This is a genomic window from Streptomyces sp. UF-297 (assembly GCF_058245575.1).
Map to the genome: position 1 here is coordinate 415456 of NZ_JBSIBZ010000001.1, position 17030 is coordinate 432485.

Sequence of the window (17030 nt, forward strand, 5' to 3'; positions counted from 1 at the left end):
GCGTCGTCCGACCGGCGCACGGAAGGCAGGCCGCAAGGGCGTGCCTGGGGGGAGGAACGGAAGATGAGAGTCAGCGTCTTAGGGCTCGGCTACGTGGGCTGCGTGTCGGCCGCGTGCCTGGCCGGCCAGGGCCATGAGGTCATCGGGGTGGACGTGAACCAGGCGAAGGTCGACCTGGTCAACGACGGCAAGGCCCCGGTGGTCGAGGAGCGCATCGGCGAACTCACCGCCGAGGTCGTGCGGGCCGGGGCGTTACGCGCCACCTGCGACGTCCGCGAGGCGATCATGGGCAGCGAGGTGTCGCTGGTCTGCGTGGGCACGCCGTCCGAGCCCAACGGCAGCCTGTGCACCACGTACTTGGAGCGGGTCACCGAGCAGATCGGCGCCGCGCTCGCCGAGCGCAAGGAGCTGGGCGGCGGGCGGCACACCGTCGTGTTCCGCAGCACCATGCTCCCGGGCACCTGCCTGAACCTGCTGGTACCGATCCTGGAGAAGTACGTCGGCGGCACGGCCGGGACGGACTTCGGGGTCGTGGTCAACCCGGAGTTCCTGCGCGAGGGCACCAGCGTGCGGGACTTCTTCGACCCGCCCAAGACCGTCATCGGCGAGCTCGACCCGGCCAGCGGCGACGCGGTGGCGGCGCTGTACGACGGATTGCCAGGCGAGGTGTTCCGGGTGCCGGTCCCGACGGCCGAGGCGATCAAGTACGCGGACAACGCCTTCCACGGCCTCAAGATCGGCTTCGCGAACGAGCTGGGCGCGGTGTGCCAGGCGCTCGGAGTGGACTCGCACCAGGTGATGGACGTGTTCCTGGCCGACCGCAAGCTGAACATCAGCCCCGCCTACCTGCGGCCCGGCTTCGCCTTCGGCGGCTCCTGCCTGCCCAAGGACTTACGCAGCCTGGTCCACGCGGCGCGGCGGGCCGACATCTCGGTGCCCATCCTCGCCCACGTACTGCCCTCCAACTCCGACCATCTCCAGCGCGCGGTGGACCTGGTCGAGCGCACCGGCAAACGCCGGGTTGGCCTGTTCGGTCTGTCCTTCAAACCCGGCACCGACGACCTCCGCGAGAGCCCGCTCGTCGAGCTGGCGGAGCGGCTCTTCGGCAAGGGCTACGACCTGAAGATCCACGACGCCAATGTGAGCCTGTCCCGGCTGGTCGGCGCGAACCGCGAGTACATCGAGACCCGGCTGCCGCACCTCGGGCAGCTGCTCGCGGACTCCGTCGGCGAGGTGCTCGAGCACGCCGAGGTGTGCCTGGTCGGGACCAAGGATCCGGCCGTCCTCTCAGCGTTGCCCCATGGCGCGGGACCGGTGCTGATCGACCTCATCCGCCTTCCCGACGCCGAGGCGCGCCGGACCGAACCGGGGTACATGGGCCTTGCTTGGTGACACATCGTTCGACGACACAGCCAGCGGCGACCGGCCGGGCCGGCGCGCGCTGATCCTGGTGGAGAACCTGTCGGTGCCGTTCGACCGGCGGGTGTGGCAGGAGTGCACGACGCTGCGCGACGCGGGCTGGGAGGTGCACGTCATCTGTCCCCGGGGGGAGAAGCGGGACACGGAGCCGGAGGCGGTGATCGACGGGGTGCGGATCCACCGCTACCCGTTGCGCGCGGCCACCGGAGGGCCCGCCGGATACCTGCGGGAGTACGGATCGGCGCTGTGGCACACGGCCCGCCTCGCCCGCAAGGTCGGCCCGGTCCACGTGGTCCACGCCTGCAACCCGCCCGACCTGCTGTTCCTGCCCGCACGGTGGCTGACGCGGCGCGGCGCGCGGTTCGTCTTCGACCAGCACGACCTGGTGCCCGAGCTGTACCTCTCCCGGTTCGACCGGGGCAAGGACCTGCTCTACCGCGCCGTGTGCGCGCTGGAACGGCGGACCTACCGGGCCGCGGACATCGTGCTCGCCACGAACGAGAGCTACCGGGATGTCGCGCTGCGCCGTGGCGGCAAGCGGCCCGAGGACGTCTTCGTGGTGCGCAGCGCGCCCGACACCGACCGGTTCCACCCCGTACCGCCCGAGCCGGAGCTGAAGCGCGGCAAGCCCCATCTGCTGTGCTACCTGGGCGTGATGGGCCCGCAGGACGGCGTCGACTACGCGTTGCGGGCCCTGGCGAAGCTGCGCGACGAGGTCGGGCGGACCGACTGGCACGCGGTGTTCGTCGGTGCGGGCGACGCCTTCGACGACATGGTGCAGCTGTCCCGGCAGCTCGGTCTCTGTGAGCAGGTGCAGTTCACCGGGCGCATTCCGGACGCCGACCTGGTGCGCTACTTGTCCACCGCGGACGTGTGCCTCTCGCCCGACCCGCGCAATCCGCTCAACGACGTGTCGACCATGAACAAGGTCCTGGAGTACATGGTGATGGGCCGGCCGATCGTCTCGTTCGACCTCCGGGAGGCGCGGGTCTCCGCCGGTGACGCCGCCGTCTACGCGCAGGCCAACAACGAGGCCGAATTCGCCGGGCTCATCGCGCAGTTGCTGGACGATCCGGAGCAGCGGGCCCGGATGGGCAAGGTCGGCCAGGAGCGGATCAGCGGTCAGCTCGCCTGGCGGAATTCGCAAGCGTCGCTGCTCGCCGCCTACGCCGCGGCCTGCCGTGACCACGCTCCGGTGTCGGCGGGCGGCCCGTTCCGGGCACAGAGGAGGCAGCGGCGTTGAGCGATGACGCAATACGCCTGGTCACGATCGGGCGGATCCTCCGTCGGCGCTGGCGGCTGCTCGCCATCGTCGCCGTGGTGGGCGGGCTCGTCGGCTACGGAGCCTCCCTGCTGTTCCCACCGAGTTATACGACGTCGGCATCGGTACTCCTCGCGGGGCAGTGGGAGGAGCGCGAGCTGCTGACGCAGGCGGAGATCGCGGCCAGTTCGGCGGTGGTCGACCGGGTGGCCGCCACACCCGACTGGACCGGTGTCAGCGGCAGCGAGCTGCGGGACCGAGTGAGCGCCAAGGCCGCCGAAGGGAACATCATCAAGATCTCGGGTACGGCCGGCACCCCGGAGCGCGCGCAGCGGCTCTCCGACCAGGTGGCCCAGCAGTTCGTCACCTTCGCCGCGCGGATCGCGGGCGACAGCACCGCCCCCGACGAGGCGACGGGGCCCGAGACACTGCGACAGAAGGTGGTGCAGACCAACCGCCGCATCACCGACCTGGCCAATGCGGCCGACCCTGGGCGGACCGTGGAGAGCGTGCAGGCCCGCACCGAGTTGGAGAAGCTGCGTACCGCGCTGCAGGAGGCCATGAAGAAGCTGGACGAGGCCGACCCGGCGAGCAACAAGGCCAACATGGTCGTCATGGGTCCTGCGGCCCGGCCGACCGGCGAGGCACCGCCCACGAGGACGCAACTCATCGTCGCCGGGGCGCTGTTGTTCTTCCTCTTCGCGGTCATCGGCCATCTCACCGCCGCACGGGTGAGCCGCCGACTGCGCACCGAAACGGAGATCGCCGCGGCGCTGGGCTCGACGCTCCTCGGCACCGTCGACGTGCCCGCGGAGCCGTCCGCGTACCGGCCAAGAGGACCTGGCCCGCAGGCCTGGATCCGTCGGCTGCTCGGCGTCGACACCCGGTGGGACGTACCGACGCCGCGGGTGTCCGGCAACGAGGCCGGCGCACGAATCCGCTACCGGAGGGTGTGCGCTCGTCTCCGGGAGAAGCTGCCGGCCTCCCGGCGGCTGCTGGTGGTCGTACCGGAGGGCGACGAGATCGCCCGCCGGGCCGCCGGGCAGCTCGTCGCCGAGGCCCAGAGCGATCCTTCTCCGAGCTCTTCGAGCAGGGGATATCCCATGCTGCGGATGGTGGAAGTCCCGGTGTCCCGGCCACTGGTGCCGGACCGCGGCACCGAGTCCGGTGCCCTGGTCGTGCTCAGCGCGGGCAGCTGGACCGCGGCGGAGCTCGCCGGCATCGCCGAGGCGTGTGCGGACGGCAGACACGAGGTGGTCGGTGTCGTCGTCGCCGGCACGGTCCGGGACCGTCCGACGCGGACCGCCGACCAACCTCCGCGTCACGCCACACCGGCGATCGCGGTTGCCGACGACGCGAGGGGAGGCTGAGGATGACGACGAGCAAGACGTCCGAGTCGTCGACGGCCACTCCGCTGCTGGACCTGCAGGCGCTGGTGGTGGCGGTGCGCAGGCGCCGCCGTCTCTGGTGCGCCATGGCGCTGCTGGGGCTGCTGGCCGGCGCGGCGGTGGCGGTCCTGCTGCCGCCGCAGCCGGCCGCGGTGACCAAGGTGCTGGTCGCGCATCAGGAGGACCAGCCGAACGACACCGGAACGCTGATCCGTACCGACGTCGAGCTGCTGGGGACCACGCGGATCGCCGCCCAGGCCCTGCGGTCCCTCAAGTCCCCGGAGAACCCGGAAGACTTCATGCGGAACTACCGGGGTACCGGCTTGACCAACAACGTGCTGCAGATCGATGTGACAGCTGACAGCGAGGCGCAAGCGGTGGCCCGGGCCAAGGCGCTGGCCGACGCGTTCGTCGCGGACCATGTGAAGCGGATGCGGGACGCCGCGAGCGCCGAGGCCAAGGCCCTGCGCGACCAGCGTGACCGCATGCGCAACGAGCTCGCCGAGGTCAACAAGGCGATCGGGGACCGCTCGCCGGAGAGCGACCCGAAGGCGTCGGCGAGCATCGAGACGCTCTTCGCCCGCCGGGCCGAACTCAACTCACGGATCGCCGACTTCGACCAGCGCGCCGAGGACGCGCGCATCGGCACGCCCAAGCTCATCGCCGGCACACAGATCGTGGACGCCCCGCGCGCGGTGCGGCACTCCCTTCCCAGGGCCGCTGTCACCGACGCCGGGATCGGGCTCGTCCTCGGCCTCGCCCTCGGACTCGCGGTGGCCGCGGTCGGCGCGGTGGTGGCGGACCGCCCCGTGCTGCGCCGGGAGATCGCGGCGAACCTGGGCGCCTCGGTCATCGCGGAGCTGCGCAGCGCGCCCCGCCTGCCGGCCGGACCGTGGCAGCTCCGGCGGACCCGGGCGGCACACGAACGGCTCACCACGACCCTGGCCCGCACCGTGCGCGGCTCCGCGGAACCGGTGTCGCTGCTGGAACTGGGCTGTGCGCGCAGCACGAGCGTGATCGCCCTGGACGTCGCCAGGGCACTGGCGGCGGAGCGGCAGGTGGTCATCGTCGACGCTCTGCCGGGACAGCAGCTCGCAGCCGGCCGCCCGAAGCCGGGAGACCCGGCCGTGGTCAGCGGCGAGCGTGCCGCGGCCATGCCACGTCAGGTGCGCAGGATCGGCGTCGGCTCGGTCGCGCCCGGCACGGCGTGGACCGACCTCCAGTACCTCGGTGGCCGGACGGTGCTCGTCGTACGTGCCGGGCACGGCAGCGCCGCATGGCTGCACACCGTGGCGCGGCAGCTCGCGGACCAGCGCATCGCGGTGATCGGTGTGGTGCTGATCGACCCCGATCCGCGTGACCGGACCGACGGCACGCTGTGGGACGGGCTGCACATCGCGCTACGGGGCCATAGCGAGCAGCTGGCCCGGCAGAACGACGGGGGTACCTCCCACGCCGTTGAGGCAGTGGGGGAGGGCCAGCTGCGGACGGAGCGGCCGTCATGGGCCGTACGAGTCCCGGACACCGATCAGGAGGCGCGGTAAGACGTGTGTGGCATAGCAGGCACCTACCGGTGGCCGGACGGGAAGGTCGTGACCGACCGGCTCACCGACACCCTCGCCCATCGCGGTCCGGACGGGGCGGGACGGTACAGCCATCCCGCCGGTGACGGTGAAGTGCACCTGGGGCACCGCCGGTTGGCCATCATCGACCTGTCCGAGACCGGCGCCCAGCCGATGGTCTCGGGCGGCCTCTCCCTCACGTACAACGGGGAGCTGTACAACGCGCCCGAGCTGCGTGCCGAGCTGGCGGCCGCCGGGGTGCGCTTTCGCGGTACCTCCGACACCGAGGTGCTCCTTGAGGCCTGGCGGCGCTGGGGCACCGACTGCCTGCCCCGGCTGCGCGGCATGTTCGCGTTCGGGATCTTCGACGAGCGCACCGGTGAACTGGTGCTCGCGCGCGACCAGTTGGGCATCAAGCCGCTGTTCCTGCTCCGGCGCGGCCAGGGCCTGGTGTTCGCCTCCGAGCTGAAGGCGCTCGCCACCGCCACCGGCGGTCCGCTGGAGGTGGACCATGCGGCACTGGTGGCCTCGCTCCTCTACTACTGGGTGCCGGACTCGCGCTGCGCGTTCCGTGAAGCGGAGAAGCTGCCACCGGGGAGCTGGCTCAGATGCCGGCCCGACGGCCGGGTGGAGCGCGGCCGGTACTGGAACCTCCGGGACGTCGCCCACGAGGCCCAGGGCGCCGGGCAGCCGGACCTGGCCGCCGTCGTCGAGGAGTCGACCCGGCGGCACCTGCTCTCCGACGTACCCGTGGCGACCTTCCTCTCCGGCGGCCTCGACTCCAGCTACCTGACCGCGCTTGCCGCCCGCCACCAGCCGGGGATCTCCGCGTACACGATTGGATTCCGCCCGGAGGACGCCAAGTTCGAGGCGATGCCGGACGACCTGCGCTACGCCCGGCAGGTGGCCGAGCGATTCGGCGTCGATCTGCACGAGATCGAGATCGCGCCGAACGTGCTCGACCTGCTGCCGCGGATGACGTACCACCTGGACGAGCCGATCGGCGACCCCGCCGCGATCAACACCTTCCTGATCTGCGAGGCCGCGCGGGAGGCCGGCGTCAAGGTGATGCTCTCGGGGATGGGCGCCGACGAGCTGTTCGCCGGGTACCGCAAACACCTGGCCAACCTCCTTGCGCTGCGCTACCAGCGCATCCCGCGGCCCCTGCGGCGCGGCCTGTACGCGACCGTGGACCGGCTGCCGGTCGCCACGGCCCGCCGGGGATACCGGTCGGTGCGCTTCGCCAAGCGGTTCCTCTCCTTCGCCGAGCTGCCGGAGGAGACCGCGTTCCGCCGCAGCTACACCATGTACGACCAGGACGAGCTGCTCGCCCTGGTCGACCCGGACCTGGCCCCGGCGGTCGAGGACGTGCTGACCGAGCACGCGGACATCTACCAGGACAACGACCTCGACGACTTCGTCAACCGCATGTGCCTGGGCGACGCCCGGATGTTCCTGCCGGGCCTGAACCTCACGTACACGGACCGCTCCAGCATGGCCGCGTCGACCGAGGTACGGGTGCCGTACGTGGACGTCGAGGTGGTCGAGGCGGCCTTCGCCGTGCCGGGCGATCGCAAGATCGTCGGACGGCAGGGCAAGGCCGCCCTCAAGGAGGCGGCCACCTCGATCCTGCCCAAGGAGATCGTCTACCGGCCCAAGGGCCTGTTCAGCGCCCCGCTGCGGGCCTGGATGAGCCGGGATCTGGCACCGCTGGTGCGCGAGGTGGTCAACGACGGCGTACTCGTCAACTCCGGGCTCCTGCGCCGCGACGCGCTGGCCCGCATGGTCGCCGAGGACGCCGCCGGGCAGCGGGACTTCTCCAAGCATCTGTGGCATGTGCTGACCCTCGAGTACTGGTATCGCGACGCGACCTCTGGGTCCGGCCAGAGCACTCGGTTAACGGCTTAGGAATCAGAGGAGTTCGGGTGAAACAGGTTGTGCAGAACTACAAGAGCGGCGAGCTGGCGGTGCTCGACGTGCCGGTGCCGGGGTGCAAGCAGGGCGGTGTGCTGGTCCGCACCGCCTACTCGCTGATCTCCACCGGAACCGAGCTCATGAAGGTGTCCGAGGCCGGCATGTCGATGCTGGGCAAGGCCCGCTCCCGCCCCGACCAGGTGGCCAAGGTCATGCAGAGCGTGGCCACCAACGGGGTGCCCGCCACCTACCGCAAGGTGATGGGCAAGCTGGACTCCTACACGCCGCTGGGCTACTCGCTGTGCGGGGTGGTCGAGCAGGTCGGCGCCGGGATCGAGGACGTGGCGGTCGGCGACCTCGTGGCCTGCGCCGGCAACGAGCACGCGCTGCACGCCGAGCTGAACTGGGTGCCGAAGCACCTCTACACCCCGGTGCCGGACGGCCTCGCGCCGCGGCACGCGGCCTTCGGCACCGTCGGGTCGATCGCGTTGCAGGGCGTCCGCCGCGGCGAGCCGCAACTCGGCGACGCGGCCCTGGTCATCGGCCTCGGCCTGATCGGGCAGTTGGTGGTGCAGCTGCTGACCGCCTCGGGCGTCCGCGTCGTCGGGGGCGTCCCCGCCCCGGTGCGCTGCGAGCTCGCCGAGCGCCTGGGCGCCGCGGCCTGCGGCGATCCCGCCTCCGCGGCCGTGGAGGCTTACGTCGCCGAGCTCACCGGCGGTCACGGAGTGGACCAGGTGTACCTGGCCGCAGGCGGCGGCAGCAACCAACCCGTCGAGCTGGCCGCCCGGTTGAGCCGGGACCGCGGCCGCGTCGTCGACATCGGCAAGTGCCGCCTGGACCTGCCGTGGAACGCGTACTACGAGAAGGAGCTCGACGTCCGGTTCTCCCGCAGTTACGGTCCCGGGCGCTACGACCCGGAGTACGAGCTGGCGGGACGCGACTACCCGATCGGCTACGTCCGCTGGACCGAGCGCCGCAACCTGGCGTGCTTCCTCGACCTCATGGCCCGCGGCCGCATCGACGTGGAGCCGTTGGTCTCCCACATCGCCGACTTCGACGACGCGGTCGAGACGTACCAGAGCCTGAAGGACGGCGACTTGAAGGCCGTGGCCGTGCTGTTCCGCTACCCCGAACAGGCGGGGAAAGCGGAGGAAACGGCGGCCCCGATGGTGGCCGTGCCCGCGGTGTCCGTGAAGCGGAGACCGGCCCGCGCCGCCAAGACGCCGGTACGCCTTGCGTTCATCGGCGCGGGCAACTACGCGACGTCGATGCTGCTGCCGCACCTGGCGCAGCGCGACGGCGTCGAGCTGTCGACCGTCGTCACCACGACGGCGCTGTCCGCGGCCAACGCGCAGCGGAAGTTCGGCTTCGCCGAGGCGACCACCGATCTCGACGCCGTGCTCGGTGACAAGTCCGTCGACGCGGTGTTCGTGGTCACCCGCCACAGCTCGCACGCCGAACTGACCCGAAGAGCGCTCCTGGCCGGCAAGGCGGTGTTCGTGGAGAAGCCCCTGGCCCTCACCGAGGACGAACTGGCCGACGTGCTCGCGGCGGTGCAGGAGTCCGGCAACGACCGGCTGCAGGTGGGCTTCAACCGCCGGTTCGCGCCACTCCTTCAGGAGGCCAGGCAGCGGTTCGGCGCCCGGACCGGTCCGGCGAGCCTGCGCTACCTGGTCAACGCGGGCCGGCTGCAGCACGGCAGCTGGTACCTCCAACAGGGCACCGAGGGCTCGCGGTTCGCCGGCGAGGGCGGACACTTCATCGACACGGCGAGCTGGCTGCTCGGAGCCGACCCGGTCTCGGTGTACGCGGTCGCCACGTCCGGCAACGAGGACCTGCAAGCAGTGCTGCGCTACCCGGACGGGTCCACCGCCACCATCAGCTACGTCACCACCGGCGCGCCCGGCTTCCCCAAGGAGACCCTCGACCTGGTCGCGGACGGCAAGGTGCTGCGGCTCGACGACTTCGTCCGCGCCTCGGTGTACGGGCAGAAGCGGTGGGTCAGCTCCCGGCTGCCCAAGGCCCGGGACAAGGGACAGAACGCCGAACTGGCCGCATTCGTCAAGGCCGTGCGGACCGGCGGGCCGATGCCCGTGCCGCTGGACTCGCTGGTCGCCACCACGGCGGCCACCCTCGCCGTACAGACCGGCCTGGCCGGCGGCGCGCCGGTGACGTTGGCGAGGGCGCGATGACGGTGAGCTCGGGGAGTGCGGGCTGGTACCTGCGGCGGCTCTCCCGAATGGGACCACGGGAGATCGGCGGCCGGGTGGGCGACGCGGTGCGCAGGCGGCGGTGGCGGTCGGCGCGGCCCAACTGCCCGAGGGTGAGCGGCGCCCGGTTCACCGCGCTCCTGCCCGCCGGGACGATCGCCGCGATACCTCCGGACGCCGCGAAACGTCTCGTCGCCGAGGCGGACCGGCTGATGCACGGGCACGCCGAGTACTTCGGAGTGGTCCGCGAGGACCTGGCCGACCCGGACTGGTGGTACGACCCCAAGACCGGGCGCCGGGCTCCGTGGGGCTACGCCTTCGACGTGCCGTACCGGAACGAGGACGCGGTCGGGGACATCAAGCAGATCTGGGAACTGTCCCGGCACCAGTACCTCACCGTGCTCGCCGCCGCCTACGCGATCACCGGGAACGAGCGGTACGCCGAGCGGGTGGCCGCGCACCTGCGGTCGTGGTGGACGGCCAACCCACCGCTGCGCGGCGTGCATTGGATCAGCGGCATCGAGCTGGGCATCCGGCTGCTGTCCTGGGTGTGGATCCGCCGGCTGCTCGACGGCTGGCCGGGCGCGGCCGGTCTCTTCGAGGGCAACCCGGTGGCGCTGAACCAGATCTGGCACCACCAGCGCTGGCTGGCCGCCTTCCCCAGCCGGGGGTCCTCGGCGAACAACCACGTCATCGCCGAGGCCGCCGGGCAGTTCGCCGCGGCCTGCGCGTTCGGGTGGTTCCCCGCATCGGCGCGCTGGCGAGCCGGCGCCCTGCGGTCCCTGGAGCGGCATCTGCGCGGCAACACCTTCCCCTCCGGCCTCAACCGCGAGCTGGCCACCGAGTACCACGGACTGGTGCTGGAACTCGGCCTGGCCGCGGTGGCCGAGGCGGATGCCGCAGGCGTGCCGGTCCCCGCGTCGATCCGCCTGGTGCTGCTGCGGATGACCGACGCGCTCGCGGCCGTCGTGGACAACCGATTACGGCCGCCGCGCCAGGGGGACGCGGATGACGGGCACGGGCTCATCCTGGACGGCGCGGGCACCGACCGCTGGGCCTCGCTCCTGGCCACCGGGGACGCCATGTTCGGCCGGCTCGACTGGTGGCCGGCGGTGACCGGAACCGATGTGCGCACCCCGCTGCTGGCCGCGCTCATCCGGCCGTACGCAAAGAACGGTGCCGTGTCCCGCCCGGCAAGCCGACCGGGCCATTTCGCCGACGCGGGGCTGACGATCCTGCGTGGCCCGGAGGAGATCTGGTGCCGCTGCGACGGCGGTCCGCACGGCTTCCTGTCCATCGCCGCGCACGCCCACGCGGACGCGCTGTCCGTGGAGGTCCGGCACGACGGTGTCGACGTGCTCGCCGACCCGGGGACGTACTGCTACCACGGGCAGCCCGAGTGGCGGCAGTACTTCCGGTCGACCCTCGGACACAACACCCTGCAACTGGACGGCGCCGACCAGTCCGTTTCCGGCGGTCCGTTCCTGTGGACCCGGCATGCCCGCAGCCGCGTCCTGGTCGCGGACACATCCGGCGGGGGCGTGGCCAAGTGGTGCGCCGAGCACGACGGCTACCAGGGCACCGTGCACCGCCGCCGGGTGGAACTGGCCGCCGCAGCGAAGGAGTTGCGGGTGGTCGACGAGGTGCGCGGCCCGCGCCGGGCCGTGCGCCTGGCGTTCCACCTCGGCCCGGCGATCACCGCCGACCTGGTGGACAACCGGGCCGAGCTCACCTGGACCCGGGACGGCGAGGACCGCTCCGCCGTACTCGACCTGCCCGCGCAGCTGCGCTGGCGGGCGCATCGCGGCGAGAGCGACCCTTCCCCGAGCTCTGCGAGCAGGGGATACCCCATCCTGGGCTGGTACTCCGCCGGCTTCGGGCGCAAGGAACCCGCCACCACGCTGGTCGGCACCGGCTTTGCCGACGGCACGGCGCTGTCGGGGGAGTTCACCACCGTACTCAGGTTCTGCGGCTAGGGAGGACGCGTGGGGATCAAGTGGCGGAACTGGGCGGTGCCGGTGGCGGCGCCGGCCCTGCTGGCGACCGGCTGTGTGAGCACGCCGGGCGCCCCGGCGGAGCCGACCGCCCAGCCATCCACGTCCGTGGCCCGGTCCGTGGCCCGGGTGTGCGCCAAGCCCGCGGCCGGTCCCGCGAAGGCGCCGGCGGGCGCGGTGACGGTCGACCCCGCGGTGGTCGGCGACCTGGCCGCGAAGACCAAGAGCAGCCCCCCGAACACCACGTTCTGGCTTCGGCCGGGCCGGCACCGGCTCGACCCGGACCGCTACGCCCAGGTCGTCCCCAAGCAGGGGAACCGCTACCTCGGCGCGCCGGGCGCGGTGCTCGACGGCCGCAAGACCAACCAGTACGCGTTCGGCGGCAGTGCGCGTGACGTCACCATCCGCTACCTGACCGTGCAGCGTTTCGTCCCGCCGCACGACGAGGGCGTCGTCAACCATGACTCGGCCGACGGGTGGGTGATCGAGCACGCGACGATCCAGCACAACTCCGGCGCCGGGCTGATGGCCGGCGTCCGCCAGCAGGTCCGCGCCAACTGCCTGCGCGCCAACGGTCAGTACGGCATGAACGCGTACAAGGCCAAAGGCCGTATCAGCGGCCTGGTGGTCGAGGGCAACGAGATCGTGGGCAACAACACCGGCGACTGGGAGCGGAGGCGGAAGGGCTGCGGCTGCACCGGAGGCATCAAGTTCTGGGCCGTCGACGGCGCCGACATACGCGGCAACTGGGTGCACGACAACCGCGGAACCGGGCTGTGGGCGGACACCAACAACAACGACTTCCGCATCGAGAACAACGTGATCGAGGCCAACGACGGTGCCGCGCTGATCTACGAGACCAGCTACAACGCGGTCATCCGGAAGAACACGATCCGGCGGAACAACTGGGTCGAGGGCCGCAAGGCAGCCGAGCGCGGCGACAGCTTCCCGTTCGCGACCGTCTACCTGTCCGAGTCCGGCGGCGAACCACGGATCCGAGCCCGCACGGACAAGATCGAGATCTACCGGAACGTGCTGGAGAACAACTGGTCCGGGATCACCCTGTGGGAGAACGCCGACCGGTTCTGCAACAGCCCCGCCAACACCTCCTCCGGTGACTGCACGTTGCTGGTGAAAAGCACCGACCGCTGCGCGCGGCCGGCGATCGCCGCACCACCGCTCTACGCCGACTGCCGGTGGAAGACCCAGCGGGTGGACATCCACGACAACCGCTTCGTGCTGGACCCCTCCGTCGTCGAGTGCACGGACAAGTGCGACCGCATGGCGGTGCTGGCCAACTACGGCACCTATCCGGACTGGTCGCCCTACCAGGGCGAGCGGGTGGCCGAGGCGATCACCCGCAAGCAGCACAACCGCTGGCACGACAACGTCTACCGCGGACCGTGGAAGTTCGTGGCCCACGACCCGAGCCGGGTGCTCGACTTCGGGCAGTGGCAGGGCGCGCCGTACCAGCAGGACGCGGGCAGCACCCTCGACCCTCGGGCCGGTGCTTGAGATGGGCGGGGACCTGCGGCACGGAGGGCTGGCGGGCGGGCCGGACACGGCGGCCACGCGGCCCGGCGCCGCGCAGCGCCCGGCCGGCACACCGAGGACCGTCGGGATCGTCTGGGCGCTGCTGATCCTCAACACGCTCGGCTCCGCCGGGGCGAAGACCATCATTCCGCTGCCCCGCTCCCTCATCCAGCTGGTCACCATGGGCGCGCTGGTCGCCGCGTTCGCGCTGGCGCTCGCGCTCAACCTCCGGCTGCGCATCCGGGCCAGCGCCTTCTTGCTCCTGCTCACCCTGCTGCTGGTGCCGAGCGTGATCTCCAGCGCACAGCTGGAGTCCGGGTTCGGCGCGCTGTTCCGCTGCGCCCGGCTGGCGCTCTTCGTCGGCACGCTGTGGCTGCTCAGCCGCTGGTGGGACGGCGGCCTGACGTTCGTCCGGCACCACATCCGGATGTACTTCGCGGTCCTCGGGTCGGTGGCCGTCGGCCTGGTCCTCTCACCGGGCGCCGCCCTGCCCGACCTCTACGGCGGACGCCTGGTCGGCGCGCTGTGGCCGCTCACCCCGCCGCAGATCGGACAGTACGCCGCGGTGATCATCGGGCTCACCGTGCTGCTCGTACTGGGCCGCCGGACCGACAGGGCCAGTGCGGCGGTCGTCATCGTGCCGTCCCTCGTCCTGCTCGCGCTGACCCACACCCGGACGGCCACGCTCGGCCTGTTCGCCGGGCTGGCATTGGCGATCGGCTCGCTCGTCCTGACCAGCGCCGCCGCCCGCCGGTTCTTCGCGTGGGCGCTGCTGTGCGCCGCCGTGGCCGCGGTGGGCTTCGGCTCCGCGCTGCAGGCGTGGTTCCTGCGCGGACAGAGCCAGGAGTACTTGACCAGCCTCACCGGTCGGGCCACGGTCTGGGACGCCCTGCTCGCAGCCCCCCGGACGACCTCGGAGCAGCTGTTCGGCATGGGCCTGGGCGACAAGTCGTTCGGCGGGCTGCCGATCGACAACAGCTGGCTGGCCGTCTACCACGAGCAGGGGCTGACCGGCACCGCCATCGTGGCCACGATCATCATCGTGCTCGGCGGCGTCGCACTACTGCGGCCACCGTCGCTGCAGCGGGCCTGCGCGATCTTCCTGATCAGCTACTGCGCGATCGCGTCGTACACCGAGGCCGGTCTCGGCGACGCCTCGCCGTACCTGCTGCATCTGACCGTGGCCGCCGCACTGCTGGCGGCACCCGCCGCGGCCCCGCCCATCCCGATGCCCGCGGCCCCTCGACGACATGTCCCGCGATGGGCCCGACGATCGGAGATGACCTGAACATGCACGTCCTCGTGGTGCACAACCGCTACGCCTCGGCACAGCCGAGCGGGGAGAACAAAGTCGTCGACCAGGAGGTGGAGCTGCTGCGCGCGGCCGGCCACCGGGTCGAGGTGTTCGAGCGGCGCAGCGACGACATCGCCGCCCGGTCCCTCCTCGCCAAGGCCGCGGTGCCGCTGCTGGTGCCGTGGAACCCGGCGGTCCGCGCGGAACTCGCCGCCCGGCTGCGCACCTCACGCCCTGACGTGGTCCACGTCCACAACGTCTTCCCGCTCCTGTCGCCCGCGGTCCTCGCCGCCTGCTCCGACGCCGGTGTGCCCGCCGTCGCCACGCTGCACAACTACGCCCAGATCTGCCCGCCCGGCACGCTGCAGCGGGACGGCCGCCCGTGCACCGAATGCGTCGGGAAGGCGCCACTGCCCGCCGTCCGGCACGGCTGCTACCGAAGCTCCCGCCTTGCGACGGTGCCGCTCGCGGTCAGCCTGTCGGTCAACCGGCGGCGGTGGTCGTCCGGCGTGGAGCGGTTCTTCTGCATCTCCGCGGCGCAGCGCGACGTCCTGGTGCGGGCCGGCCTGCCCGCCGAACGCCTTGTGGTGAAGCACAACTTCGTGCCGGACCCGGGCGCCCGCCGATCGGGCGACGGCGAGCATCTGCTCTATCTCGGCCGGCTCGCGGAGGCCAAGGGCGTACGGCTGCTCATGGCCGCCTGGGAGGAGCTCGCCGCCGACGGCGGTGTGGGCGTACCGCTCGTGATCGCCGGCGCGGGGCCGCTGGAGCCGGAGGTGACCGCCTGGGCGGCGGGCCGGGACGACGTGCGATACGTCGGCCTGTACGACACGGCCGAGTGCCAGAAGGCCATCGCCCGGTCGGTCGCCGTGGTGGCTCCCTCGACCTGGCTGGAGGCGTTCGGCCTGGTGGTCGTGGAGGCGATGGCGGCCGGCGTCCCGACCGTCGCCGCCGGTCACGGCGCCTTCGTCGAACTCGTCGAGGACGGGGTGACCGGGCTGCTGCACCGGCCGGGCGAGGCAGCCTCGCTCGCGTCCTGCGTACGCCGGATCGCGGCCGATACGGCCCGCAACCGGGAGATGGGCCGGGCGGCCCGGCGCCGATACGAGCAGGGGTTCAGCCCGGCCGTCGGCCTTCAGCGCCTGGTGGAGGGGTACCGCACCGCGATCGCGGGACGGACGGAATTAATGGGGGGCAATAAATGACACGATGCCGACTCTGCGGCTCGGCGACGCTGGCGAGCGTCGTCGATCTGGGGGCGACGCCACCATGTGAGAGCTTTCTCGCCGCGGACCAACTGGACAAGCCGGAGCCCGCGTACCCGCTGCACCTGCGGGTCTGCACCGACTGCTGGCTCGCGCAGATCCCGCCGCTGATCACGCCGGAGGAGACGTTCAAGGAGTACGCGTACTTCTCCTCGTACTCGACCTCCTGGGTGGAGCACGCGCGCACGTTCGTCGCCGACGCCGTACAGCGGGTGGGTCTCGACTCCGACGGCTCCGAGGCCTTCGTGGTCGAAGTCGCGAGCAACGACGGGTACTTGCTGAAGCACGTGGTGGACCGCGGGATCCGCTGCCTGGGCATCGAGCCGTCGGTGAACGTCGGCGCCGCGGCGCGCGAGGCGGGCGTGCCCACGCTCACGGAGTTCCTGAGCCCGGACACCGGCGCGGCCGTCCGCGCCGAGCACGGCCCGGCGGACCTGGTCGTGGCCAACAACGTGTACGCGCACATCCCCGACGTGGTCGGCTTCACCCAGGGGCTGCGCGCCCTGGTCGCCGACGACGGCTGGGTCTCCATCGAGGTGCAGCACCTGCTGACCCTGATCGAGCAGAACCAGTACGACACGATCTACCACGAGCACTTCCAGTACTACACGGTCGCCTCCGCGATCCGGGCCCTCGCGAGCGGCGGACTCGCGCTCGTGGACGTCGAGTTGCTGCCGACCCACGGCGGCTCCATCCGGCTGTGGGCGCGGCCTGCCGAGGTGGCGGGCGAGCCGAGTGCGCGGGTGTCCGACGTACTGGCCCGCGAGAAGGCCGCCGGCCTGCAGGAGCTGTCCGGGTACACCGAGTTCTCCGCCCGGGTGGCCAAGGTGCGCCGTGACCTCCTCAAGTTCCTCATCGAGGCGGCCGAGCGCGGCGAGACAGTCGTCGGCTACGGCGCTCCGGGCAAGGGCAACACCCTGCTCAACCACTGCGGCATCCGGCCCGACCTGCTCTCCTACACGGTCGACCGCAACCCCTACAAGCACGGCAGGTTCACCCCGGGCACCCGCATCCCGATCCTGCCGCCCGAGCAGATCAGCACCGACCGACCGGACTACGTCCTCGTCCTCCCGTGGAACCTGCGGGACGAACTGGTCGAGCAGCTGTCCTTCGTGCACGCCTGGGGCGGCCGACTGGTCTTTCCCATCCCGGAACTGAGCATTGTCGAGGCCGCGTCTTGAAAGGGCACA

11 protein-coding genes are annotated in these 17030 nt (G+C 71.7%); all 11 read left to right on the forward strand.

Annotated features, from left to right (window positions below):
* Positions 1 to 63 precede the first annotated feature (63 nt).
* Genes AC4IJH_RS01880 through AC4IJH_RS01930 form a run of 11 tightly spaced genes read left to right on the forward strand, consistent with a single transcriptional unit; the run spans position 64 to position 17021 of the window.
* Positions 64 to 1392: a nucleotide sugar dehydrogenase gene (locus AC4IJH_RS01880; protein ID WP_490849650.1), complete on the forward strand. Its 1329-nt coding sequence runs from the start codon at positions 64 to 66 to the stop codon at positions 1390 to 1392.
* Positions 1382 to 2662, forward strand: coding sequence for a glycosyltransferase family 4 protein (locus tag AC4IJH_RS01885; protein WP_490849651.1), 1281 nt, complete (start codon positions 1382 to 1384; stop codon positions 2660 to 2662). The genes AC4IJH_RS01880 and AC4IJH_RS01885 overlap by 11 nt, the downstream gene beginning before the upstream one ends.
* Positions 2659 to 4050 carry a Wzz/FepE/Etk N-terminal domain-containing protein gene (locus tag AC4IJH_RS01890; protein WP_490849652.1) on the forward strand — a complete coding sequence of 464 codons (1392 nt, stop codon included), beginning with the start codon at positions 2659 to 2661 and terminating at the stop codon, positions 4048 to 4050. The genes AC4IJH_RS01885 and AC4IJH_RS01890 overlap by 4 nt, the downstream gene beginning before the upstream one ends.
* 2 nt (positions 4051 to 4052) lie before the next feature.
* Positions 4053 to 5612 carry a Wzz/FepE/Etk N-terminal domain-containing protein gene (locus tag AC4IJH_RS01895; RefSeq protein ID WP_490849653.1) on the forward strand — a complete coding sequence of 520 codons (1560 nt, stop codon included), beginning with the start codon at positions 4053 to 4055 and terminating at the stop codon, positions 5610 to 5612.
* Positions 5613 to 5615: 3 nt separating this feature from the next.
* Positions 5616 to 7538: an asparagine synthase (glutamine-hydrolyzing) gene (gene asnB / locus AC4IJH_RS01900; protein WP_490849654.1), complete on the forward strand. Its 1923-nt coding sequence runs from the start codon at positions 5616 to 5618 to the stop codon at positions 7536 to 7538.
* Positions 7539 to 7555: 17 nt separating this feature from the next.
* A complete protein-coding gene (locus AC4IJH_RS01905; protein WP_490849655.1) occupies positions 7556 to 9736 on the forward strand; it encodes a bi-domain-containing oxidoreductase in 2181 nt (726 codons plus the stop codon).
* A complete protein-coding gene (locus AC4IJH_RS01910) occupies positions 9733 to 11730 on the forward strand; it encodes a heparinase II/III family protein (protein ID WP_490849656.1) in 1998 nt (665 codons plus the stop codon). The genes AC4IJH_RS01905 and AC4IJH_RS01910 overlap by 4 nt, the downstream gene beginning before the upstream one ends.
* Positions 11731 to 11739: 9 nt before the next feature.
* The gene (locus AC4IJH_RS01915; protein WP_490849657.1) at positions 11740 to 13263 is read left to right on the forward strand and encodes a right-handed parallel beta-helix repeat-containing protein; all 1524 of its coding nucleotides are present in this window, start codon (positions 11740 to 11742) and stop codon (positions 13261 to 13263) included.
* 1 nt (position 13264) lies between these two features.
* The gene (locus tag AC4IJH_RS01920; RefSeq protein ID WP_490849713.1) at positions 13265 to 14569 is read left to right on the forward strand and encodes an O-antigen ligase domain-containing protein; all 1305 of its coding nucleotides are present in this window, start codon (positions 13265 to 13267) and stop codon (positions 14567 to 14569) included.
* A 2-nt stretch (positions 14570 to 14571) separates the two neighbouring features.
* Positions 14572 to 15780 (forward strand): glycosyltransferase, encoded by a 1209-nt coding sequence (locus AC4IJH_RS01925; RefSeq protein WP_490849658.1) that lies wholly within the window; start codon positions 14572 to 14574, stop codon positions 15778 to 15780.
* Positions 15777 to 17021 carry a class I SAM-dependent methyltransferase gene (locus tag AC4IJH_RS01930; protein WP_490849659.1) on the forward strand — a complete coding sequence of 415 codons (1245 nt, stop codon included), beginning with the start codon at positions 15777 to 15779 and terminating at the stop codon, positions 17019 to 17021. The genes AC4IJH_RS01925 and AC4IJH_RS01930 overlap by 4 nt, the downstream gene beginning before the upstream one ends.
* Positions 17022 to 17030: the final 9 nt, after the last annotated feature.